This is a genomic window from Streptomyces sp. DSM 118878, from assembly GCF_052936595.1.
On record NZ_CP193622.1, the window covers coordinates 4,049,036 to 4,069,955 of the forward strand.

The 20,920-nt window shown below is 70.4% G+C and carries 22 protein-coding genes and 1 pseudogene; 10 read left to right on the forward strand and 13 right to left on the reverse strand.

Annotation, left to right across the window (positions count from 1 at the left end; genetic code table 11):
- Nucleotides 1-113: 113 nt before the first annotated feature.
- Nucleotides 114-737 (reverse strand): response regulator, encoded by a 624-nt coding sequence (locus ACRAKF_RS17880; protein ID WP_447042047.1) that lies wholly within the window; start codon nucleotides 735-737, stop codon nucleotides 114-116.
- A 38-nt stretch (nucleotides 738-775) separates the two neighbouring features.
- Nucleotides 776-2,521 carry a histidine kinase gene (locus ACRAKF_RS17885; RefSeq protein WP_447038159.1) on the reverse strand — a complete coding sequence of 582 codons (1,746 nt, stop codon included), beginning with the start codon at nucleotides 2,519-2,521 and terminating at the stop codon, nucleotides 776-778.
- 148 nt (nucleotides 2,522-2,669) lie between these two features.
- Between ACRAKF_RS17885 and ACRAKF_RS17890 the strand changes: the two genes are divergently transcribed.
- The 5 genes from ACRAKF_RS17890 (at nucleotide 2,670) to cseC (ending at nucleotide 7,296) form a co-directional block, all read left to right on the forward strand.
- Entirely contained in the window at nucleotides 2,670-3,605 is a 936-nt protein-coding gene (locus ACRAKF_RS17890) for an A/G-specific adenine glycosylase (RefSeq protein ID WP_447038160.1), read from the forward strand.
- Nucleotides 3,606-3,816: 211 nt separating this feature from the next.
- Nucleotides 3,817-4,356, forward strand: a complete 540-nt coding sequence (locus ACRAKF_RS17895) for a SigE family RNA polymerase sigma factor (RefSeq protein WP_363248336.1) — start codon at nucleotides 3,817-3,819, stop codon at nucleotides 4,354-4,356.
- A complete protein-coding gene (locus ACRAKF_RS17900; protein ID WP_447038161.1) occupies nucleotides 4,344-4,988 on the forward strand; it encodes a hypothetical protein in 645 nt (214 codons plus the stop codon). The genes ACRAKF_RS17895 and ACRAKF_RS17900 overlap by 13 nt, the downstream gene beginning before the upstream one ends.
- An 89-nt stretch (nucleotides 4,989-5,077) precedes the next feature.
- Nucleotides 5,078-5,791 carry a two-component system response regulator CseB gene (gene cseB, locus ACRAKF_RS17905; protein ID WP_447038162.1) on the forward strand — a complete coding sequence of 238 codons (714 nt, stop codon included), beginning with the start codon at nucleotides 5,078-5,080 and terminating at the stop codon, nucleotides 5,789-5,791.
- Between the two features lie 80 nt (nucleotides 5,792-5,871).
- Nucleotides 5,872-7,296, forward strand: coding sequence for a two-component system sensor histidine kinase CseC (cseC, locus tag ACRAKF_RS17910; protein ID WP_447038163.1), 1,425 nt, complete (start codon nucleotides 5,872-5,874; stop codon nucleotides 7,294-7,296).
- Nucleotides 7,297-7,312: 16 nt separating this feature from the next.
- Here cseC and ACRAKF_RS17915 read toward each other — a convergent pair whose 3' ends face one another.
- Nucleotides 7,313-8,887, reverse strand: a complete 1,575-nt coding sequence (locus ACRAKF_RS17915; RefSeq protein ID WP_447038164.1) for an MDR family MFS transporter — start codon at nucleotides 8,885-8,887, stop codon at nucleotides 7,313-7,315.
- A 144-nt stretch (nucleotides 8,888-9,031) separates the two neighbouring features.
- On the opposite strand from ACRAKF_RS17915, the gene ACRAKF_RS17920 reads away from it, so the two are divergent.
- Complete coding sequence (locus ACRAKF_RS17920; RefSeq protein ID WP_447038165.1) at nucleotides 9,032-9,628, forward strand: TetR/AcrR family transcriptional regulator; 597 nt, start codon at nucleotides 9,032-9,034, stop codon at nucleotides 9,626-9,628.
- 10 nt (nucleotides 9,629-9,638) lie between these two features.
- Here the strand turns inward: ACRAKF_RS17920 and ACRAKF_RS17925 are convergent, their stop codons facing one another.
- Entirely contained in the window at nucleotides 9,639-10,316 is a 678-nt protein-coding gene (locus tag ACRAKF_RS17925) for a M23 family metallopeptidase (protein WP_447038166.1), read from the reverse strand.
- Nucleotides 10,317-10,842: 526 nt separating this feature from the next.
- Nucleotides 10,843-11,262, reverse strand: a complete 420-nt coding sequence (locus tag ACRAKF_RS17930) for an ATP-binding protein (RefSeq protein WP_447038167.1) — start codon at nucleotides 11,260-11,262, stop codon at nucleotides 10,843-10,845.
- A gap of 311 nt (nucleotides 11,263-11,573) precedes the next feature.
- Between ACRAKF_RS17930 and ACRAKF_RS17935 the strand changes: the two are divergent.
- From ACRAKF_RS17935 to ACRAKF_RS17945, 3 genes and pseudogenes are all read left to right on the forward strand, one after another.
- A pseudogene (locus ACRAKF_RS17935) lies at nucleotides 11,574-11,765 on the forward strand (helix-turn-helix domain-containing protein); the annotation flags it as partial.
- Nucleotides 11,766-11,801: 36 nt separating this feature from the next.
- Complete coding sequence (locus ACRAKF_RS17940) at nucleotides 11,802-12,476, forward strand: DUF5753 domain-containing protein (RefSeq protein WP_447042049.1); 675 nt, start codon at nucleotides 11,802-11,804, stop codon at nucleotides 12,474-12,476.
- Nucleotides 12,473-12,652 (forward strand): DUF397 domain-containing protein, encoded by a 180-nt coding sequence (locus ACRAKF_RS17945; protein WP_447038168.1) that lies wholly within the window; start codon nucleotides 12,473-12,475, stop codon nucleotides 12,650-12,652. The genes ACRAKF_RS17940 and ACRAKF_RS17945 overlap by 4 nt, the downstream gene beginning before the upstream one ends.
- Nucleotides 12,653-12,765: 113 nt before the next feature.
- On the opposite strand, the gene ACRAKF_RS17950 is transcribed toward ACRAKF_RS17945, so the two are convergent.
- The gene (locus ACRAKF_RS17950) at nucleotides 12,766-15,294 is read right to left on the reverse strand and encodes an ATP-dependent Clp protease ATP-binding subunit (RefSeq protein WP_447038169.1); all 2,529 of its coding nucleotides are present in this window, start codon (nucleotides 15,292-15,294) and stop codon (nucleotides 12,766-12,768) included.
- A 440-nt stretch (nucleotides 15,295-15,734) separates the two neighbouring features.
- On the opposite strand from ACRAKF_RS17950, the gene ACRAKF_RS17955 reads away from it, so the two are divergent.
- Nucleotides 15,735-16,322 carry an SCO3374 family protein gene (locus tag ACRAKF_RS17955; protein WP_447038170.1) on the forward strand — a complete coding sequence of 196 codons (588 nt, stop codon included), beginning with the start codon at nucleotides 15,735-15,737 and terminating at the stop codon, nucleotides 16,320-16,322.
- Here ACRAKF_RS17955 and ACRAKF_RS17960 read toward each other — a convergent pair.
- The 7 genes from ACRAKF_RS17960 to nadC all read right to left on the reverse strand — a co-directional run bounded on the left by ACRAKF_RS17960 (nucleotide 16,301) and on the right by nadC (nucleotide 20,920).
- Nucleotides 16,301-16,639 carry a histone-like nucleoid-structuring protein Lsr2 gene (locus tag ACRAKF_RS17960; protein ID WP_447038171.1) on the reverse strand — a complete coding sequence of 113 codons (339 nt, stop codon included), beginning with the start codon at nucleotides 16,637-16,639 and terminating at the stop codon, nucleotides 16,301-16,303. The genes ACRAKF_RS17955 and ACRAKF_RS17960 overlap by 22 nt on opposite strands.
- A 235-nt stretch (nucleotides 16,640-16,874) precedes the next feature.
- Nucleotides 16,875-17,417 (reverse strand): amino-acid N-acetyltransferase, encoded by a 543-nt coding sequence (locus tag ACRAKF_RS17965; protein ID WP_447038172.1) that lies wholly within the window; start codon nucleotides 17,415-17,417, stop codon nucleotides 16,875-16,877.
- 9 nt (nucleotides 17,418-17,426) lie between these two features.
- Nucleotides 17,427-17,861 (reverse strand): BlaI/MecI/CopY family transcriptional regulator, encoded by a 435-nt coding sequence (locus ACRAKF_RS17970; protein WP_447038173.1) that lies wholly within the window; start codon nucleotides 17,859-17,861, stop codon nucleotides 17,427-17,429.
- 123 nt (nucleotides 17,862-17,984) lie between these two features.
- Nucleotides 17,985-18,161 carry a hypothetical protein gene (locus ACRAKF_RS17975; protein WP_447038174.1) on the reverse strand — a complete coding sequence of 59 codons (177 nt, stop codon included), beginning with the start codon at nucleotides 18,159-18,161 and terminating at the stop codon, nucleotides 17,985-17,987.
- Nucleotides 18,162-18,175: 14 nt separating this feature from the next.
- Nucleotides 18,176-18,808, reverse strand: a complete 633-nt coding sequence (locus ACRAKF_RS17980; protein WP_447042051.1) for a hypothetical protein — start codon at nucleotides 18,806-18,808, stop codon at nucleotides 18,176-18,178.
- Nucleotides 18,809-19,124: 316 nt separating this feature from the next.
- Nucleotides 19,125-19,931 carry a type III pantothenate kinase gene (locus ACRAKF_RS17985; RefSeq protein WP_447038175.1) on the reverse strand — a complete coding sequence of 269 codons (807 nt, stop codon included), beginning with the start codon at nucleotides 19,929-19,931 and terminating at the stop codon, nucleotides 19,125-19,127.
- Complete coding sequence (gene nadC / locus ACRAKF_RS17990; RefSeq protein ID WP_447038176.1) at nucleotides 19,931-20,920, reverse strand: carboxylating nicotinate-nucleotide diphosphorylase; 990 nt, start codon at nucleotides 20,918-20,920, stop codon at nucleotides 19,931-19,933. The genes ACRAKF_RS17985 and nadC overlap by 1 nt, the downstream gene beginning before the upstream one ends.

Genomic DNA, 20,920 nt, shown 5'->3' on the forward strand with positions numbered 1-20,920 from the left:
ACGGCCAGGATTCCCCCCGTCACGAGCCCCCTCACCAGGACTCCCCCCGCGGCGGTTCGCACCGCCGCTGAATCGCCGTGCCTCGCGGGGCTTTCGCCCCGCGGGGCGGCGTCTCAGTCCCGGGGTACGAGATCCGCCTCGTACGCGACGATCGCCGCCAGGACGCGGTTCTTGACGCCGAGGCGTTCCAGGACCGCGCTGACGTACGCCTTGACCGTGCCCTCCACCAGGTGGAGCCGGGCGGCGATCTCCGGGTTGGAGAGGCCCGCGCCGACCAGCCCGAGGACCTCGCGCTCGCGCGGGGTGAGTGTCCCGACGCGGGCCCGCGCGGCGGCTCCGCGGTTCATGCGGCCGGCCTCGAAGCCCTCGATGACGTGCCGGGCGACCTTGGGCGAGAGGAAGGCGGCGCCGTCCGCGACCGCCCGTACGCCCGCGATGAGCTCGTGCGGGTCACCCGACTTCAGCAGGAAGCCGGTGGCTCCGCCGCCGAGGGCCCGGGAGACGTACGCGTCCTCGGAGAACGTCGTCAGCATGGCCACCGCGGTGCCCGGCACCGTACGCACGATCTCCTCGCCCGCGGCGAGGCCGTCCAAGCGCGGCATGCGGATGTCGAGCAGCGCCACGTCGGGCCGGTGGGCCTGGGCCAGGGAGACCGCCTCGCGCCCGTCGGCGGCCTCCGCGACGACCTCGATGTCTTTGCCCGCGGCGAGGATGGCGCGGACGCCCGCGCGGATCATCGCCTCGTCGTCGGCCAGCAGGACGCGGATGGTCTCGTTCACGGCTTCTCTTCCTCGGGTTCGGGGCGTTCGTTCGCCGTCGGGATCACTGTCTTGTCGACGAGGCGGTCCGCGTCGTCCCCGGCTGTGCCGAAGCAGAGCCTGAAGTAGGGGACGGCGGAGAAGAGCCTGTCCTCGGCCCGGTAGTAGACACAGTCGGCGTCCGCGGGGGCGGGGCTCGGCGCGCGTTCCGCGGGCGGGTCGGAGGCGGTCCTGGCCGGCAGTACGCGCTCGGCCTCCGCGCGCGGGTCGCCGACGCGCAGCCGGGCGAAGTCGGCGGGGTCGAGGACGGAGTGCGTCCGTGAGTACGCGTACCAGGCGAAGGCGCCGCCGACCAGCAGCGCCCCCGTGGTGAGGGCGGCGCCGAAGGCCAGGACGGTGCGGCGGCGTGCGTAGGCGAGGTGGCCGCCGGAGCGCGGGGGCGCGGGCGCGGCGCCCTGGACCGGCAGCCGGGCGGTGACCCGGTGGCCGTGGCCGTGCGGGCCCGCGTGGAAGGTGCCGCCCAGGTCCGTGACGCGGGCCCGCAGCGCGCGCAGGCCGGAGCCGCCGTGGGACGGGGGGCCCGGTTCCGCCGGGCGGTCGTTGGTGACCGTGACGGTCGTCGCCGAGGGGTCCCGGGTCACCGCCACGGTGACGGGGGCGCCGGGGGCGTGGCGGGCGGCGTTGGTCAGGGCTTCCTGGACGACGCGGTGGAGGGTGCGGGCGGTCGTGTCCTCGGGGAACGCGTCACCCGGGGCCTGTCCGCCGCTCTTGGCCGACGGGCCGCTCCCGGCCGGCAGGCCGCTCCCGACCGGCAGGCCGCTCCCGACCGACGGGCCGCTCCCGACCGACGGGCCGCTCCCGGCCGGCAGGCCGCTCCCGGCCGACGGGCCACTCCCGGCCGACGGGCCGCTCCCGGCCGACGGGCCGCTCCTGGCCGGCAGGCCGTCCTCCGTGTAGCTGATCTCAAGGCCGGACTCGGCCGCGCGGGCCACGAGGTCCGCGACGCTCTCCCCGGCCGGGGCGAGCGGGGCCGTCTCGTCGCCCTCCTCGCGGAGCAGGCCGATGATGGCGTGCAGCCGGTCCGTGGCGTGCGAGGCGGCCGCGCGGAGGTCGGCGGCGGCCTCGCGGTGCGGTGCGGGCAGGTCGGGGTCGACCTGGAGGGCGCCCGCGCGGACGGCGATGAGGCTCAGCTCGTGGCCCAGGTCGTCGTGCATGTCCTGGGCGATACGGGCCCGTTCGCGCAGCCTGGCGCGGTCGGCGACGATGCGTTGCTCGCGCTCGAGCTGGTCGGCCCTCGCCCACCCGGCGGCGGCCAGTTCGCGGTTCTGGCGCCAGTAGCGGCCCGCGAGCCAGGGGAAGACCGTGCCGAAGAGCAGCGTGCCGGTGAGGACCAGCCACTCGACCACGGGGTCGACGTCCCGTACGGCGATCTTGACCGTGCCGATCAGGGCGATCGCACCGAAACCGAGTGGAGCGGGGCTGATGCGCTCGGCCCCGCGGCCCATCAGCAGCGCGAACACCGCGAGGGCGGGGCCGTAGGAGAGGGTGAAGAGGGACGGGGCGGTGGCCAGGCCCAGGGCCGCGGCGAGGAGGAACGCGAGGAGGGGGCTCGCCCTGCGGACGGCGACGGCCGCGGCCAGGACGGCCAGCGCGGTGAGCCGCTCCTGCGGGGAGGCCGTTTCGTTCAGGCCCAGATGGTCCACCGACACCGCGGGGACGGCCAGGGCCGCCCACAGCAGCGCGCTTCGGGTACGTCTCTCCACCCGGCCGACGGTACTTGCCGGAGGACGGGTGTCTCCCCTGCCGATCGTCAGGTTCTTCCTCGGCCGCCGCGTCGGGACACCCCCGTAGGAGCCACGACAGCAGGCGTCCCGCCAGAACCGTCGGGGGCATGGCAGGATCGTTGGTGCCATGACTGCTCCCGCGAAGCCCTTGCCGCACAGCCCGAGCCCCGGAGACGTTCCCGGGGCCGCCGGTGACGCCCTGCACCGTCCCGTCATCGCCTGGTTCGACGCCCACGCCCGTGACCTGCCCTGGCGGCGCGAGGACGCCGGGCCGTGGGGCGTGATGGTCAGTGAGTTCATGCTCCAGCAGACGCCGGTCAGCCGGGTCCTGCCCGTGTACGAGCAGTGGCTGGCCCGCTGGCCCCGCCCCGCCGACCTCGCCAAGGAGGCGCCCGGCGAGGCCGTCCGCGCCTGGGGGCGGCTCGGCTACCCGCGCCGCGCCCTGCGGCTGCACGGCGCGGCCGTCGCCATAACGGAGCGGCACGGCGGCGATGTGCCCACCGGGCACGCCCAGTTGCTCGCTTTGCCCGGCATCGGGGAGTACACGGCCGCCGCCGTGGCCTCGTTCGCGTACGGGCAGCGCCACGCCGTGCTCGACACGAACGTGCGCCGTGTCTTCGCGCGCGCCGTGACCGGCGTGCAGTACCCGCCGAACGCCACCACGGCCGCCGAGCGCAAGCTCGCCCGCGCCCTGCTGCCGGACGAGGAGCACACCGCCTCCCGCTGGGCCGCCGCGTCGATGGAGCTCGGCGCCCTGATCTGCACCGCGCGGAACGAGGCCTGCGAGCGGTGCCCGATCGCGGCCCAATGCGCCTGGCTCGCGGCGGGGAAGCCCGCGCACGAGGGCCCGGCGCGCCGCGGCCAGACGTACGCGGGGACGGACCGTCAGGTGCGGGGCAAGCTGCTCGCCGTGCTCCGCGAGGCCGTGACGCCCGTGCCGCAGGCCACGCTCGACCGGGTCTGGGACGAGCCGGTGCAGCGGGCCCGCGCCCTCGACGGCCTGGTCGCCGACGGTCTCGTCGAGCCGCTGCGGGGCGGCCTCTACCGGCTTCCGCTCACCTGAGAGCCTTGCCACCCGGGGGTGGCGGCCGCCGCCACCCTCGCAAACGCAGGCTTTTACGCCGCTCCTACGTCTGTTACACAACCTACGTACAGCCGTGCGTCCTCCGCTGGCTCGTCCGCACAACCTCGTGACAACGCCTCCGTAACTTCATACCCGTACCGCGGAGCAGGGACAGCGGTCGGCGATGGAGACGGAACGAAGGCGGTTTGAGATGGCGCACGGTGAGGTGCTCGAGTTCGAAGAGTACGTCCGCACTCGGCAGGATGCCCTGCTGCGCAGTGCCCGGCGCCTGGTCCCGGACCCCGTGGACGCCCAGGACCTGCTCCAGACCGCGCTCGTACGGACGTACGGCCGCTGGGACGGCATAGCCGACAAGCGGCTCGCGGACGCGTACCTGCGCCGCGTCATGATCAATACGCGTACGGAGTGGTGGCGGGCGCGCAAGCTCGAAGAGGTACCCACCGAGCAGCTTCCCGACGCGAGCGTGGAAGACTCCACCGACCAGCACGCGGACCGCGCGCTGCTCATGGACATCATGAAGGTGCTGGCACCCAAGCAGCGCAGCGTGGTCGTGCTGCGACACTGGGAGCAGATGTCCACAGAGGAGACGGCTGCCGCACTCGGCATGTCGGCCGGAACGGTCAAGAGCACGCTGCACCGGGCGTTGGCCCGGCTCCGCCAGGAGCTGGAGAGCCGCGACCTCGATGCCCGCGCGCTCGAACGTGGGGAGCGGGAGCGTTGCGCGGCCTAGATTCTGGGGTCACGAGAAGTGTGAAGGCGGTGAGTACGGCGGTGGCCGTGCTCGCCGCCCTCGGCCTTTCACTCGCCGCCTGCTCGACGGGCGGCTCCGGCGCGCGTGACGAGGGCCCGGCCCACAGCGAGGCGGTGGTGTCCTCATCGCCGTCCCCCTCGGCCTCGACCGCCCTGCCGAAGCAGAAGATCGACGCGGTGCGGCTCGTCAAGGACGATCCGGAGGTCAGCCCGGAGATCAAGCGGGACCTGAAGCCGTGCGCCGGGGACACGTACCCGGTCGACGTCTCGTACGGGAATCTGACCGGAGGATCGGCCTCCGATGTCGTGGTGAATGTTCTGACCTGCGCGGACGCGGTCGGCATCGGCAGCTACGTATACCGGGCGCAGGATGGCGGATACGAGAATGTGTTCAAGGCCGAGGAGCCCGCGTCCGTCTACGCCGAGATCGACCGGGGCGACCTGGTCGTGACGAAGCAGCTCTACGAGAAGGGCGACTCGGTGGCCTATCCCTCCGGCGAGGAAGTGATCACGTACCGCTGGGCGTCGAACCACTTCACCGAGACGGAACGCACGCGCAGCGACTTCAGCGACGCGGCGGGCGGCGAGGCCACCCCCCCGTCCACGGACTGACCGGTTCCGGGTCGCACACTACGGACGACACGTACATGTACGGGACGCACGACACGCACGACACGCACGAGAGGGACTGAGAGCATCCGATGGCAGAGCAGACCCATGTCCTGTTCGTCGAGGACGACGACGTCATCCGCGAGGCCACCCAGCTCGCCCTGGAGCGCGACGGTTTCGTGGTGACCGCCATGCCCGACGGCCTCTCGGGCCTTGAGGCGTTCCGCGCCGACCAGCCCGACATCGCGCTGCTCGACGTGATGGTGCCGGGTCTGGACGGCGTCTCGCTCTGCCGCCGCATCCGCGACGAGTCGACCGTCCCGGTGATCATGCTGTCGGCGCGCGCCGACTCCATCGACGTCGTGCTGGGCCTGGAGGCGGGCGCCGACGACTACGTGACCAAGCCGTTCGACGGTGCCGTCCTGGTCGCCCGTATCCGCGCGGTTCTCCGCCGCTTCGGGCACGCGAGCGGCCCGGGCTCCACGGGCGGCGCCGGCTACGCGGGGTCCGCGGCCGACGGGGGCGTGCTGCACTTCGGCGATCTGGAGATCGACACGGAGGGCATGGAGGTGCGCAGGAACGGCACCCCGGTGGGCCTCACGCCGACCGAGATGCGGCTGCTCCTCGAATTCTCCTCCGCGCCCGGCACGGTCCTCTCCCGCGACAAGCTGCTTGAGCGGGTCTGGGACTACGGCTGGGGCGGCGACACCCGCGTCGTCGACGTCCACGTGCAGCGGCTGCGCACCAAGGTCGGCCAGGACCGCATCGAGACGGTGCGCGGCTTCGGCTACAAGCTCAAGGCGTGAGCGGGCGCGTGGACGGGCTCCTGAACGGACGCATGAGCGGGCGTGTGAGCGGGCGTGTGAGCGGGCTTCTGAACAGACGGATGAGCGGGCTCCTGAGCGGGCGCGTGATGGACGGCATACGGCGGCGGTCCCGCGCGGGCCGCGGCGGGGCGTCCAGGGCGGGCGGACGGTTCCGCACCGCGCTGCCCTCCGGTCTGCGCACCGGCGTGCGCTGGAAGATCAGCGCGGCGATCGCGCTGGTCGGCGCGCTGGTCGCGGTCGTCCTCAGCCTCGTCGTGCACAACGCCGCGCGCGTCTCGATGCTCGACAACGCGCGCGACGTGCAGGACGAGCGCATCCAGTTCGCCCTGCGCCTGTACTCCGCGTCCCAGCGGCAGACCCTCCAGTTCGGCACGAAGGTCGACGACCCCGCGCTCCCCGGCGAGCTGCGCCAGAAGGTGCTCACGGGCCGCCGCGCCACGTTCGTCGAGGACAAGCCGGGCGGCGTGCCGGACATCTGGGCCGCCGTGCCGCTCGCCGACGGGCACGTCCTCTCGCTGCACTCGCGCTTCACCGACCGCAGCGCCACCGTCATGAAGGACCTCGACCAGGCCCTGGTCATCGGCTCGATCACGGTCGTCTTCGGCGGCTGCGCGCTCGGCGTGCTGATCGGCGGGCAGCTCTCGCGGCGCCTGCGCAAGGCGGCGATGGCGGCGAGCGACGTCGCCCAGGGCCAGACGGACGTCAGCGTGCGCGACGCCATCGGCGGCGTGGTGAAGGACGAGACCGACGATCTGGCGAGCGCCGTGGACGCCATGGCCGACGCCCTCAAGCAGCGCCTCGAAGCCGAGCGCCGGGTGACGGCGGACATCGCGCACGAGCTGCGCACCCCAGTGACCGGGCTGCTCACGGCGGCCGAGCTGCTGCCCCCCGGACGCCCGAGCGAGCTGGTCAAGGACCGCGCGCAGGCCATGCGCACGCTCGTCGAGGACGTACTCGAAGTGGCCCGTCTGGACTCCGCGGCGGAGCGCGCCGAATTGCAGGACATCAACCTCGGCCACTTCGTGAGCCGGCGCATGGCGGCGCTGACCACGGACGTCGCGGTGACGGTGGTGCACGAGTCGGAGGTCACCACCGACCCGCGCCGCCTGGAACGCATCCTCGGCAACCTCGTCGCCAACGCCGCCAAGCACGGCAAGCCGCCGATCGAAGTGAGCGTCGAGGGCCGCGTCGTCCGGGTGCGCGACCACGGGCCGGGCTTCCCCGAGGCGCTCCTCCACGAAGGGCCGAGCCGCTTCCGCACCGGCAGCACCGACCGCGCCGGCCACGGCCACGGCCTCGGTCTGACGATCGCGGCGGGCCAGGCGCGCGTACTGGGCGCCCGCCTCACGTTCCGCAACGTACGCCCGGCCGGCGCGCCGCCCGACGAGCCCGCCGAGGGCGCGGTAGCCGTGCTGTGGCTACCGGAGCACGCCCCGACGAACACCGGCAGCTACCCCATGCTGCAACTCCCGGACAAGCCGTAGCTCCACGGGTCCTGCGTCAGCTCTTGTCGACCGGGGCCGGGGCCGGGGCCGAGCCTCGCAGCGGGAGCTCCTTGACGAAGAGCGCCGCGACCAGGGCTGCCACCGCGATGGCCGCGCCCAGCAGGAACGCCGAGTGCGTACCGGAGGCGACCGCGTACTGGTACGCCTCGCGCACCGGCTCCGGCAGCTTCGCCAGGCTGTCCGCGGTCAGCTGCGTCGACTGCTCGGTGACGGCGGCCGCGGGTTCTTTTCCGCCACCCGAGCCGGCGCGCTCGGCCATCACGTCCTGGACCCGCTCGTTGAAGAGCGCGCCCATGATCGCGACGCCGAAGGACGAGCCGAGCGTACGGAAGAGCGTGGCCGAGGACGAGGCGACGCCCATGTCCTTCATTTGCACGCTGTTCTGCGCGACCAGCATGGTGACCTGCATCAGGAAGCCCATGCCCGCGCCGACCACGGCCATGTAGAGGCCCGAGGTCAGTCGCGACGTCTCCGTGTCCATCTGCGCGAGCAGGAAGAAGCCGACGGCCATCAGTACGGTGCCGGCGACCGGGAGGATCTTGTACTTGCCGGTGGCCGTGGTGTACCGGCCGGCGAACACCGAGACGACCATCATCGAGAGCAGCAGCGGCAGGAGCAGCAGCCCCGAGTTGGTGGCCGACGCCCCCTGCACCGACTGCTGGTAGAGCGGCAGGAAGAGCATCGCGCCGAACATCACGAAGCCGGTGATGAAGCCGATCACGGCCATCAGCGAGAAGTTGAGGCTGCGGAAGATGTGCAGCGGCATGATCGGCTCGGCGGCCCTCTTCTGCACGAAGACGAAGCCGACCAGGGTGGCGACGCCGATCGCGATCAGTTCCATGATCACGGCCGAGCTCCAGGCGTACTCGGAGCCGCCCCAGGTGGTGACGAGCACGAGCGCGCTGATGCCGACGGTGAGCAGGGCCGCGCCGAGGTAGTCGATGCGCCCCTCGGCCTTCTTCTTCGGCAGGTGCAGGACGGCGGTCACCATGACGAGCGCCACCGCGCCGAGCGGCAGGTTGATGTAGAAGGCCCAGCGCCAGCCGAGGTGGTCGGTGATCGTGCCGCCGACCAGCGGGCCGCCGATCATCGCGACCGCCATGACGCCGGTCATCATGCCCATGTACTTGCCGCGTTCCCGCGGCGGCACCAGGTCGCCGATGATCGCCATGACGCCGACCATCAGACCGCCCGCGCCCAGGCCCTGGATCGCGCGGAACCCGATGAGCTGGCCCATGTCCTGCGCCATGCCGCTGAGCACGGAGCCCACCAGGAAGATCACTATCGCGGTGAGGAAGGCGCCCTTGCGCCCGTACATGTCGCCGAACTTGCCCCAGATGGGGGTGGAGGCGGCGGTGGCCAGGGTGTAGCCGGTCACGACCCACGACAGGTGTTCGAGGCCGCCGAGATCGCCGACGATGGTCGGCATCGCCGGGCTGACGATCATGTTGTCGAGCATCGCGAGCAGCATCGCGATCATCAGGGCCATCAGTACGACGCGTACGCTGCGCGGCGCCGGCTGGTCCCCCTTCTGCTCCGGTACGGCTCTCGCCGTAGTCGTGTCAGCCATGTTTTCCCACTCCCCGCGGTCCCCCAGGAACGCCCTGGACGCCGGGCGCCTTACTTGCCGCCCGGCTAGTTGATTACACTGGGGAAAGTAGACCCCTAACTAGCCGGGCGTCAAGTAAGTTAAGCGGAGTCGAGGAGTACCCCGATGGGCACGGGCACAGGCAAGCAGCAGCGCCGCGGGAACACCCGCCAGCGCATCCAGGACGTGGCCCTCGAACTCTTCGCCGAGCATGGGTACGAGAAGACGTCACTGCGGGAGATCTCGGAGCGTCTGGAGGTCACGAAGGCGGCGCTGTACTACCACTTCAAGACCAAGGAAGACATCCTGAACAGCCTCTTCGAGGACGGCACCAGGCCCATCGACGAGCTGATCGAGTGGGGCCGCGAGCAGCCGCAGCCGCCCTCCCTGGAGACCCGGCAGGAGGTTCTGCACCGCTACAGCGAGATCCTCGTCGACGCGTCGCCGCTCTTCCGCTTCATGCAGGAGAACCAGGCCACGGTGCGTGACCTTCAGATCGGCGAGTCCTTCAAGGGCCGCATGATCGGGCTCTTCGACATCCTCAAGGACCCCGGGGCGGACATGGTCGACCAGGTGCGGTGCTTCAGCGCGCTGTTCACCATGCACGGTGGAATGTTCGCGCTCAAGGACGTCGAAGGCGACCCCGAGGAGAAGCGCAAGGCCATCCTGGAGGTCGCCATCGATCTGATCACGCAGGCGCACACGGGCACGAGCGGCGGCTAGGCCCTGGGGTTCAGAGCTTCAGGCCGACCGAGCCGAGGAAGGCCACGGGGTCGATGGCCGAGCCGTAGTTCGCCGTCTTGCGGATCTCGAAGTGCAGGTGAGGACCGCTGGAGTTGCCGGTGTTGCCGGAGAGGGCGATGTGCTGGCCGGTGGTGACGTTCTGACCCACGTGGACGTCGATCCGCGAGAGGTGCGCGTACTGCGAGTACGTACCGTTGTCGTGCTTGATCACGACGGCGTTGCCGTACGCGGGACCGTCACCGCCGCCGTTCGGGCCGGCCTTGACGACGGTGCCGGCGTGCGCGGCGCCCACGTTGGTGCCGACCGGCACGGCGAAGTCCTGGCCGGAGTGCTTGGAGGACCACATGTTGCCGCCGAGACCGAAGGTCGCGGAGAGCGTGTAGCGCTCGACCGGGTGGACCCAGGAGGTCGCGGCCTTCTTGGCGTCCGCGGCCTTCTTCGCCGCGTCCTTCTGCGCCTTGTCGGCGGCCTTGGCCTGAGCGTCGGCCTGGGCGCGGACAGAGTTCACGGAGACGCCGGGCAGGGCGCCGCCGGACTTGGCACTGTCCGCAGCGACCGAGACCCCGGCCCCGAGGACCGCCGACGCCCCGACACCCGCGGCGACGACGGCCACCTTCGTACGGAGCATGGACGGACGGGCCTGGTGGGACTTGGTGCGCTTCGACATATGTGTGTCCTCCGGAGTTTTGACTGAGGGGGGCATGCGTAGATCCGGCACGCGGGAAGCGGGTGAGTTCCCGCGGATCACGTATCGCCGGATCGGCCATACCTTGGTAACCCGCTCTCCGGTCACCGCACAAAGGGCCCATCTACTACGGAAAGCCGTAGCAGGCCGTCAGCATTTCAACCTCTTGACACCACCAAATGCGGACAATTACTCCACGTCCGACTTACGGCGTTTTTCCCGGGTCGACGCACTGCCCCGCACGTCGGAGGCCGCCCGGCCGCGCGCGGGGGACGGCCCGGACGGAGTCCCGCCAACCACGTCGAACGGCCCGAAGGCCGCGGGCCAAAGGTCCCGGACGCCCCCTGCGGCCGTCCCACTATTCCGCCTAGTAACGGACAAAACCCCTGTGCGTCATGTCACCGGGCACGGCGATCCACCCCGCCGGAATTGTGACGCGGGCTACGCCCGAGGGCCGGGTTACGGGACCTGCGGACGCCGCCGTCGCCCGCGAGTCCCGCACCGGTCCTCACCGGTTGAGCTGGAACCAGACCCCCTTGCCGGCCCCGGTCGGCGTCACCCCGCACACGTCCGACAGCGCGGTCACGAGGAACAGCCCGCGCCCGCCGTCGTCCTCGGCGAGGGCCCTGCGGGGCGTGGGCAGCAGGACACGCCCGTCGTACACGGCCACACGTACGTGGGTGGCGGCGACGGCGGCCCTCAAGTGGACGTCGCTCCCGGTGTGCCGGTGCACATTGGTCACCAGCTCGGAGGTACAGAGCGCGGCGGTGTCCCCGAGACGCCCGAGCCCGAGGGTCTCCAGCGTGCCGCGCACGAAGTCCCGGCAGATCTTGGCGGAGTGGACGTTGCCGGGGGTGAACAGGGTGTAGGTCAGTGGTGGTCCGGGCTCGCGCCCGGCAGGGTCGAGGTCACGCTCGGGTACGCCCATGAGACGCCTCCATGGCGGTGGGTCGCTGCTTCGGCTGATGGATACGCCGCCGCGTCCCGGCCGCAGTGGCCTACCACCCCTCGCGAGCAACGCCCCGTCCGGCACGGGGGTTGGAACGGGTGGTGCGCTTCTGCGGGCGGGCATGACGGTATGACTGCGTCGACAGCGAGGCTTCCGGCATCGTTGCGTGAGCATCGCCTCACCCAAGGTAGCGATACGGGGCTTACTTGTTCAACCTGCTTGGCCTCATTGGTGGACCGAGTAGCTCCGCCTTGTGCAGACTGACCCCACCTCCACGAAGAGAGACAGCGTTGGCACTGCGAACGGCTCCTACCGAGCGGCAGCTCCGACTCGGGTCGGAACTCCGAAGGTTGCGCGAGCACAGTGGCTTTACCGTGCAAGCGGCCGGAGAAGTGATCGGCATGGGACGGGTACACCTGACACATGCGGAAAATGGGCGTACCTCCATCTCCGCCGAGCGAATCCGCTCCCTGTGTCGGACTTACGGGGTCACAAGTTCACCCTACGTAGAGGCTCTGGTGAACCTCGCCGACTCCACCGGCACGGGTTGGTGGACCGCGTACAAGGGGCAGCTGCCCGCATCGGCGCTCGATCTCGCAGAGCTGGAGTCCGAGGCCGCGCAGCTGTGCTCGTACGAGTCACTGTTCCTGCCGGGGCTCTTCCAGGTCGAGGACTACACACGCGCCATCTTCGAGGTGAGCGACAACGTGTCCTCGGCGGCAGAGATCGAAACCGCCGTCCGCTTCCGCTCGGGACGTCAACGCGTACTGACCAACGACCGCCCGCCTCGCGTCCACGCCGTCATCCACGAAGCTGCCCTGCACATGCGTTTCGGTGGCGCGCAGGTCATGCACAAGCAGTTGCTCAGGCTGGTGGAACTGGCTCGGTTGCCGCACGTGACGATCCAGATCATGCCGTTCACGGCCGTCGCCATATCGGCGCTCACCACACCGTTCTGCCACATCACCTCGCATGGCGGTGCGCTGGAAACCGTTCTGATGGAGCACCCCGCGCAGTCGATGTTCCTGCACGGCGAGGACACCGTCGCCAAGTACCGCCGCCAGTTCGAGCGGCTCGGCGCGGCAGCGCTCCCGCCCATTGCCGCGCCGGCGCTCTCCGTCGAGCACGGGACACGGGACTCACTGGGGCTTGTCCAACACATCCTGTACACCCTCCTGGGAGCACAAGCATGAGCACTCTCGACTGGCAGAAGTCGTCGTTCAGCGGCGACCAGGCCAACTGCGTATACGTCGCCGCCGACCCCCTCGGCCGGGTCCACCTCCAGGAGAGCGACGACCCGGCCGCGGCCCTCACCACCACCCCCGAGGCCCTGGCCGCGCTCATACGGACCCTCACCGCCCCGGCGTAGGCCCGTAGGCGCATGAAAAAAGGGGCTGCCCCGGAACCGTGTGAAACGGTCCGGGGCAGCCCCTGTGAAGCGTGCCGGAGGCAGGCCCGCCCGGGGGCGGACCCGCTCGGCGGCTACGCCTCCTTGCTCAGGTTCGGGCCGGCGCCGCCACCCGCGGCGGACTCGATCGGCGGCACGTCGGGCAGTGCCGCCTTCTCCTCGCCACGGAAGGTGAACGTGGCGGTCTCGCCCTCGCCCTCCGTGTCGACGACCACGATGTGGCCCGGACGCAGCTCGCCGAAGAGGATCTTCTCGGAGAGGCTGTCCTCGACCTCGCGCTGGATCGTGCGCCGCAGCGGACGCGCGCCGAGCACCGGGTCGTAACCCTTCTTCGCGAGCAGCTCCTTCGCGGGCTGGGAGAGCTCGATGCCCATGTCCCGGTCCTTGAGGCGCTCGTCCACCTTGTCGATCATCAGGTCGACGATCTGGAGGATGTCGTCCTTCGTGAGCTGCGGGAAGACGACGACGTCGTCCACGCGGTTCAGGAACTCCGGGCGGAAGTGCTGCTTCAGCTCGTCGCTGACCTTGTTCTTCATCCGCTCGTAGTTGGACTTCGTGTCGCCCTGGGCCGCGAAGCCGAGGTTGAAGCCCTTCGAGATGTCACGGGTGCCGAGGTTGGTCGTCATGATGATGACCGTGTTCTTGAAGTCGACGACCCGGCCCTGGGAGTCGGTCAGGCGACCGTCCTCCAGGATCTGCAGGAGCGAATTGAAGATGTCCGGGTGGGCCTTCTCGACCTCGTCGAAAAGGACGACGGAGAACGGCTTGCGGCGGACCTTCTCGGTCAGCTGACCGCCCTCTTCGTAACCCACGTAACCGGGGGGCGAACCGAAGAGACGCGAAACCGTGTGCTTCTCGCTGAACTCCGACATGTCGAGGGAGATCAGCGCGTCCTCGTCACCGAAGAGGAATTCGGCGAGCGCCTTGGACAGCTCGGTCTTACCGACACCGGACGGGCCCGCGAAGATGAACGAACCACCCGGACGCTTCGGGTCCTTCAGACCCGCTCGCGTACGCCGGATCGCCTTCGAGAGCGCCTTGACGGCGTCCTTCTGGCCGATGACCCGCTTGTGGAGCTCGTCCTCCATGCGCAGCAGACGGGAGGACTCCTCCTCCGTCAGCTTGAAGACCGGGATGCCGGTGGCGGTCGCGAGGACCTCGGCGATCAGCTCGCCGTCGACCTCCGCGACGACGTCCATGTCGCCGGCCTTCCACTCCTTCTCGCGCTTGGCCTTCGCCGCCAGCAGCTGCTTCTCCTTGTCGCGGAGAGAGGCCGCCTTCTCGAAGTCCTGGGAGTCGATGGCCGACTCCTTGTCGCGGCGGACGCCCGCGATCTTCTCGTCGAACTCGCGGAGGTCCGGCGGCGCGGTCATCCGGCGGATGCGCATCCGGGAGCCCGCCTCGTCGATCAGGTCGATCGCCTTGTCGGGGAGGAAGCGGTCCGAGATGTAGCGGTCCGCCAGCGTCGCCGCCTGGACGAGGGCCTCGTCGGTGATGGAGACGCGGTGGTGGGCCTCGTAGCGGTCGCGCAGGCCCTTGAGGATCTCGATGGTGTGCGGCAGCGACGGCTCCGCGACCTGGATGGGCTGGAAGCGGCGCTCGAGGGCCGCGTCCTTCTCCAGGTGCTTGCGGTACTCGTCGAGCGTGGTCGCACCGATGGTCTGGAGCTCACCGCGGGCCAGCATCGGCTTCAGGATCGAAGCGGCGTCGATGGCGCCCTCGGCGGCACCCGCGCCCACGAGCGTGTGCAGCTCGTCGATGAACAGGATGATGTCGCCGCGGGTGCGGATCTCCTTGAGGACCTTCTTCAGGCGCTCCTCGAAGTCACCGCGGTACCGGGAACCGGCGACCAGCGCGCCCAGGTCGAGGGTGTAGAGGTGCTTGTCCTTGAGGGTCTCGGGCACCTCGCCCTTGACGATGGCCTGCGCCAGGCCCTCGACGACGGCGGTCTTGCCGACGCCGGGCTCGCCGATGAGCACCGGGTTGTTCTTGGTGCGGCGGGACAGCACCTGCATGACCCGCTCGATCTCCTTCTCGCGCCCGATGACCGGGTCGAGCTTGGATTCGCGGGCGGCCTGCGTGAGGTTCCGGCCGAACTGGTCGAGCACCAGGGACGTGGAGGGCGTGCCCTCGGCAGGACCGCCCGCGGTGGCGGTCTCCTTGCCCTGGTAGCCGGAGAGCAGCTGGATGACCTGCTGCCGCACCCGGTTGAGATCGGCACCCAGCTTGACCAGGACCTGGGCGGCGACGCCCTCGCCCTCGCGGATCAGGCCGAGCAGGATGTGCTCCGTGCCGATGTAGTTGTGGCCCAGCTGAAGGGCCTCGCGGAGCGACAGCTCCAGGACCTTCTTGGCACGGGGGGTGAAGGGGATGTGCCCGGACGGAGCCTGCTGGCCCTGCCCGATGATCTCCTCCACCTGCTGGCGGACCGCCTCGAGCGAAATCCCGAGGCTCTCCAGGGCCTTAGCGGCGACACCCTCGCCCTCGTGGATCAAGCCCAGGAGGATGTGCTCGGTGCCGATGTAGTTGTGGTTGAGCATCCGGGCTTCTTCCTGAGCCAGGACGACAACCCGCCGCGCGCGGTCGGTGAACCTCTCGAACATCGTTAATCGCTCCTCAGAGCGGTCAGGCAGTAAGGGGTCGGTCCCCTCCCTGTCCTTCCGCAGCTTAGTCCCGCAAGCGGGGACCGCTCATTCCATCTGCCGACACCCGGACCCCTTCTCGGAGGATCTCCTGACCCGGAAAGCCGACACCTGCTCCAACCCGATGGTGCGAGACGATGTTCCCGCAGGCCAGGCAGTTACCCCCACCATCACTACGCCGATGGCGAACGGAGGCCTGCCGGAGCCGCGTGTCGACCCTCCCCACTAGGGATGTCTTACCCGTTACGACTGACACTCCATGCGGCGCACCCCGGTTCCCTCAGCTACGGGCGAACACCCTTGCACTGCCGGACGCGCCCGGACGCCCCCTTTTCGGACACTCTGCGCTTTCAACCGGCCACAGTGCGTAACCCGGGAACCGTTTCGGCTGTTGCCCGAACATGGCCCTCACAGTTCCTCAGCCCCGCAGGCCGGTCGAGAGCGACCCGGTGCGGCAGTGGTACGAGAACGAACTCGGCTGGGCGACCGCGCCCGGACCCGGCCCGGTGCGTCTGGTGACGGGGCTGCGCTTCGACGTACTGGAACTGCCCGCCGAGGCGGGGTTCGCCGCATTGCGCCATCTCGGGCCGAAGGCGCCGGTGGCGCTGCTTGGCGAAACGATGCGCCTGCTGATCGGCGCGGGTGGCGCCGACGAACTGCCGGGGCTGCTCGACTGGCTGGAGTGGGGGGACATCCCCCTCGGCCTCACCGCGGTCGGGGCGGGCGGCCTGATCGAGGCGCCCACGCCTCCTGGGTGGTCCGGTTCGCCGGGGTCCGCCGTCTGGCTGCGGCCCCCGGAGCCCGGGTGCGAGGTGGAGCCGACGCTGCCGGCGCCCCTGTCCCTGCCCGCCGTGGGGTGGGGTGGGACGGTGCACCACAGCGACCCCGCCGTGGGCTCCGATCTCGTACGACTGGTGGACACGGCGGCGACCCAGTGCCACCGCGTCCGGCTGCGGCGTCGCAGCCGTCAGCCGTTGGCCTTCTCGTAGGCCTCGCGGATGGACGCGGGAACGCGGCCGCGGTCGTTGACCTCGAAACCGTTCTCCTTCGCCCAGGCGCGGATCGCCGCGGTGTCCTGACCGCCGCCGGTCGCCGCCGCACGCGTCTTGCCGCGCCCGCCGGAGCCACGGCCGCCGGTGCGCCGGCCCGCCTTGACGAAGTCCTCGAGGGCGCCACGGAGCTTGTCCGCGTTGGCCGTGGTGAGGTCGATCTCGTAGGACTTGCCGTCCAGCGCGAACGTCACGGTCTCGTCCGCCTCGCCGCCGTCGAGGTCATCGACAAGAAGGACCTGAACCTTCTGTGCCACCGGATTTCCTTTCATCGATAACTTCAAGGCCGGACCGCACGACGTGCGTCGCCGATTCGCGACCCCTGTTATATGCAGTACTGCAGTACGTCGGAAAGCAAACCGCTTTTGCCCGAAAAACACAAACCCCTGGGTGAGATCCATGAGAGATCCGCGCCCCGAGAACCCTGGAAACATGCGCGTTTCGGACATAGGCCACCGGGCACGAGGTGGTCACGGAATACCACCGTGACGATCACAGATGCAGAAGCATCCGACTGTTGCCCAAGGTGTTCGGTTTCACTCGTTCGAGGCCCAGGAACTCCGCGACGCCCTCGTCATAGGAACGCAGGAGCTCGCTGTAGACATCTCCGTCGACCGGAGTCTCGCCGATCTCCACGAAGCCGTGCTTGCCGAAGAAGTCGACTTCGAAGGTGAGACAGAAAACCTTGCGCACGCCGAGCCAACGGGCGGTCTGCAGCAACTTCCCCAACAGCTGATGCCCTACTCCGGCTCCCCTGACCTCGGGATTCACCGCGAGCGTCCGGACTTCCGCGAGGTCTTCCCACATCACGTGCAGTGCGCCGCAGCCGACCAACTCGGCGTTGTCGTCGCGTTCCGCCACCCAGAACTCCTGGATGTCCTCGTAAAGCGTCACGGTCGCTTTGTCCAGGAGGATACGCTCGCGGACGTATGAGTCGAGGAGCCCTCGCACGGCGGGCACATCGGAGGTTCGCGCCCTGCGGACGGAGACCGCTTTTGACTTACGTTCGCTGAGTTCGGATGCCTCTGCTGCCATGAGCGGACGCTATCGCTCTGTCTCGCGCCCGGCGTCGCCGGGGTTCTCCGGGCCGCCTCCGGGGTTCTCCGGGCCTTGGGCGGCCGGACCCTGGACGATACGCATGGCGTCGCTCAGCGCTTCGCGCTGTTCCGCCGACATCATGCCGAAGAAGGCGACGAGAGCGGCGGCGGGGTTGTCGCTCCGCGACCAGGCTTCGTTCATCAGTGCGGCGGCGTACGCGGCCCGGGTGGAGACCGCCTCATATCGATAGGCGCGGCCTTCCGCTTCGCGGCGCACCCAGCCCTTCTGATGAAGATTGTCCAAAACGGTCATCACGGTCGTGTACGCGATGGACCGTTCCTGCTGAAGGTCTTCCAGGACTTCTCGAACGGTCACGGGGCGGTTCCACTTCCACACCCGTGTCATGACGGCGTCTTCGAGTTCTCCCAATGGACGAGGCACATCAGAACAATAGTGGGCAGCGTCACTATCGGCACTATCGGCGCGATGAGGATTTACACGACAAAAAGGGCGTACGACTCAAAAAAGTATGAGTCGTACGCCCTTGCGAGGCTCACGCCGGCCCTAGGCGCCGCCGGCCTCCGGCATGCGGCGGGCCGCTTCGGCACGGCTCATCGCGTCCGCGGCCGCGTCTTCCTTGGCCTTGTTGGCGCCGCCCTGCGTCTTCATGATCGTCACGATGAGACGGGCGAAGAACACGGCCATCACTACGGGGGGCACGAGCGCGGAAACGTAGTCCATGCCCTCCAGAGTAGCTAGCCCGCGGCGCGCTGACGCGGGGGGCCCGTGGGTACCGCCGGAGCCGCCGGCGCGGCGGGGCGGCGTTTCGGCGGGAAGACCTCCGCCGGGGTCGGGACCGGCCGGGCGGGGTCCGGAGCGGGGGCCGCGGGGCGCCGGGCGGGCTCGGCCGCGGGCGACGCGGCCTCGTCGTCCGCCGCGGTAAGGCCGCCGGGCAGGGCGAGCAGGTGGGTGCGGGACGCGGGTACGGCCGGGCGCTCCGGTGCCGCCGGTACGGCGCGTCCCGCGAGGCGGGCGCGCACGGCGTCCTCGGTGAGCGTGCGGCAGCTGTCCAGGAGGGCGGCGGCCTTGGCGTTGCCGCGCAGGGCGCGGAGCGCGGCGAGGTCGTCGGGGCCCGGCTGGTAGCCGGTGCCCAGTACGTCGGCCAGGAGCGCGAGGTAGCCGGACGCGGTGCCGGGCAGTCCCGCCCGGTAGCGGGCGAGGTCGGCCACCAGGAAGGCGCGCAGTCTGGCGCCTTCGCTCACGGCCTCGTCGACCGATTCGGCGAGGCGGAGACAGTCCTGGATGTCCTCGTCGGAGGCGGGGCGTGGATGCAGGGCGAGAGCCAGGGCACGGCGGAGCACACGCAGCTCCTCCGCGCTGAAGGCCATACCGCCGCGGGAACCGTAGGGCGTGGGCATGAGTTGACGATAAGCGCAACTCGGACAAAATCCGCTTAACGCCAGTTTAGTGGCGCGGCGGGTCCTGGCCGGGTCCTGGCGGGGGCGCCTCCAGCGGCGGGGAAACGGCTCGGCCGGGGCCCGGCCACCGCCGAACCCCGCTCCTACGTCACCGGGTCGGCCGCGGCGAGACGGGTGGGCCGGGTGGGCCGGGTGGGAAGCATCCGCCGCGAAGCGGCGGGCTTCAAGCTCCTACGGGAGGCGAAACAACGGGGCACGGCAGGGCGCAACAAGGCCGAGCGGCCAGTCAGAGGCGGGGCACGTTCCGCTCGTACACCAGGCGGAGCCCGATCAGCGTGAGCCAGGGCTCGTGCTCGTCGATGACCGAAGCCTCCCCCAGGACCATCGGGGCGAGCCCGCCCGTCGCGATGACCGTGACGTCGTCGGGGTCGCCCCCCGCACCCGCCAGCTCCCGCGCCATGCGGTTGACGACCCCGTCGACCTGGCCCGCGAAGCCGTACAGGATGCCCGCCTGCATGGCCTCCACGGTGTTCTTGCCGATCACGCTCCGCGGCCGCGCCAGCTCGATCTTGCGGAGCTGCGCGCCGCGCACGCCGAGCGCCTCCACGGAGATCTCGATACCGGGGGCGATGACGCCACCCGCGTACTCCCCCCGTGCGGAGACCGCGTCGAAGGTCGTGGCGGTGCCGAAGTCGACGACGATCGCGGGTCCTCCGTAGAGCTCGACCGCCGCGACCGCGTTGATGATGCGGTCGGCGCCGACCTCCTTGGGGTTGTCCATGAGGATCGGGACGCCGGTCTTGATGCCGGGCTCGACGAGCACGGCGGGGACGTCCCCGTAGTAGCGGCGGGTGACCTCGCGCAGCTCGTGCAGGACCGAGGGCACCGTCGAGCAGATCGCGATGCCGTCGATGCCGTCGCCGAGCTCGTCACCGAGCAGGGGGTGCATGCCCATGAGGCCGTGGAGCAGCACGGCCAGTTCGTCGGCCGTGCGGCGCGCGTCCGTGGAGATGCGCCAGTGCTCGACGATGTCCTCGCCGTCGAAGAGGCCGAGGACGGTGTGGGTGTTGCCCACGTCGATGGTGAGGAGCATCAGTCCCGCACCGCTTCCCGCAGGTCGAGGCCGATGTCGAGGATCGGCGAGGAGTGCGTGAGGGCGCCCACGGCGAGGTAGTCGACGCCCGTCACCGCGTACGCGCGGGCGTTCTCCAGGGTCAGGCGGCCCGAGGATTCGAGGAAGGCCCGGCCCGCGACGACGGCGACCGCCTCCTCGGTCTCGCCCGGCGTGAAGTTGTCCAGGAGGATCAGGTCGGCGCCCGCGTCGACGACCTCGCGGAGCTGGTGGAGCGTGTCGACCTCGACCTCGATCGGCACCTCGGGGAACTGCTCGCGCACGGCCTTGAAGGCCTCGGAGACGCCGCCGGCCGCGACGACGTGGTTGTCCTTGACCAGGGCCGCGTCGGAGAGCGACATGCGGTGGTTGACGCCGCCGCCCATCCGGACCGCGTACTTCTCCAGGGCGCGGTAGCCGGGCGTCGTCTTGCGGGTGTCGCGGACCTTCGCCTTCGTACCGTCCAGCATGTCGGCCCACGCGCGCGTGGCGGACGCGATGCCGGAGAGGCGGCACAGGATGTTCAGCGCGCTGCGCTCCGCGGTGAGCAGGTCGCGGGTGCGGGTGGTGATGCTGAGCAGCTTGGCGCCCGCCTCCACGCGGTCGCCGTCCTCCACGTGGCGCTCGACCTCGAACTCGTCCTCGCAGACGACGGAGACGACCGCTTCGGCGACCCGCAGGCCGGCGACGGTGCCCGCCTCACGGGCGACGAAGTCCGCGGTGGCCACGGCGTCCTCGGGGATGGTGGCGACCGTGGTGACGTCCACGCCGCCGGCCAGGTCCTCCTCGATGGCCATGTGCGCGATGTCCTCGACCTGGAGCGGGTCGAGGCCCGCCTCGGCGAGGAGCCGTGCGAGAGCGGGGTCGAGGCCGCACTCCAGGGGGTCGAACGCGTCGTCCCCGCCGCAGCCGCAGGCATCGCCGCAGCCACCGCCGGTCGGGGCGAGGGGGAGGTCGTCGGGGGTGCTCAC

What these genes read in the sequence shown, in the direction of transcription:
- ACRAKF_RS17965 (WP_447038172.1), bottom strand. Translation starts at nt 17,417, where the DNA reads ATGGCAGCAGAGGCATCCGAACTCAGCGAACGTAAGTCAAAAGCGGTC.
- ACRAKF_RS17980 (WP_447042051.1), bottom strand. Translation starts at nt 18,808, where the DNA reads ATGGCCTTCAGCGCGGAGGAGCTGCGTGTGCTCCGCCGTGCCCTGGCT.
- ACRAKF_RS17930 (WP_447038167.1), bottom strand. Translation starts at nt 11,262, where the DNA reads ATGGGCGTACCCGAGCGTGACCTCGACCCTGCCGGGCGCGAGCCCGGA.
- ACRAKF_RS17915 (WP_447038164.1), bottom strand. Translation starts at nt 8,887, where the DNA reads ATGGCTGACACGACTACGGCGAGAGCCGTACCGGAGCAGAAGGGGGAC.
- ACRAKF_RS17955 (WP_447038170.1), top strand. Translation starts at nt 15,735, where the DNA reads ATGGCCCTCACAGTTCCTCAGCCCCGCAGGCCGGTCGAGAGCGACCCG.
- ACRAKF_RS17925 (WP_447038166.1), bottom strand. Translation starts at nt 10,316, where the DNA reads ATGTCGAAGCGCACCAAGTCCCACCAGGCCCGTCCGTCCATGCTCCGT.
- ACRAKF_RS17975 (WP_447038174.1), bottom strand. Translation starts at nt 18,161, where the DNA reads ATGGACTACGTTTCCGCGCTCGTGCCCCCCGTAGTGATGGCCGTGTTC.
- cseB (WP_447038162.1), top strand. Translation starts at nt 5,078, where the DNA reads ATGGCAGAGCAGACCCATGTCCTGTTCGTCGAGGACGACGACGTCATC.
- ACRAKF_RS17920 (WP_447038165.1), top strand. Translation starts at nt 9,032, where the DNA reads ATGGGCACGGGCACAGGCAAGCAGCAGCGCCGCGGGAACACCCGCCAG.
- ACRAKF_RS17950 (WP_447038169.1), bottom strand. Translation starts at nt 15,294, where the DNA reads ATGTTCGAGAGGTTCACCGACCGCGCGCGGCGGGTTGTCGTCCTGGCT.
- ACRAKF_RS17880 (WP_447042047.1), bottom strand. Translation starts at nt 737, where the DNA reads ATGATCCGCGCGGGCGTCCGCGCCATCCTCGCCGCGGGCAAAGACATC.
- ACRAKF_RS17895 (WP_363248336.1), top strand. Translation starts at nt 3,817, where the DNA reads ATGGCGCACGGTGAGGTGCTCGAGTTCGAAGAGTACGTCCGCACTCGG.
- ACRAKF_RS17890 (WP_447038160.1), top strand. Translation starts at nt 2,670, where the DNA reads ATGACTGCTCCCGCGAAGCCCTTGCCGCACAGCCCGAGCCCCGGAGAC.
- ACRAKF_RS17945 (WP_447038168.1), top strand. Translation starts at nt 12,473, where the DNA reads ATGAGCACTCTCGACTGGCAGAAGTCGTCGTTCAGCGGCGACCAGGCC.
- ACRAKF_RS17985 (WP_447038175.1), bottom strand. Translation starts at nt 19,931, where the DNA reads ATGCTCCTCACCATCGACGTGGGCAACACCCACACCGTCCTCGGCCTC.
- cseC (WP_447038163.1), top strand. Translation starts at nt 5,872, where the DNA reads ATGAGCGGGCTCCTGAGCGGGCGCGTGATGGACGGCATACGGCGGCGG.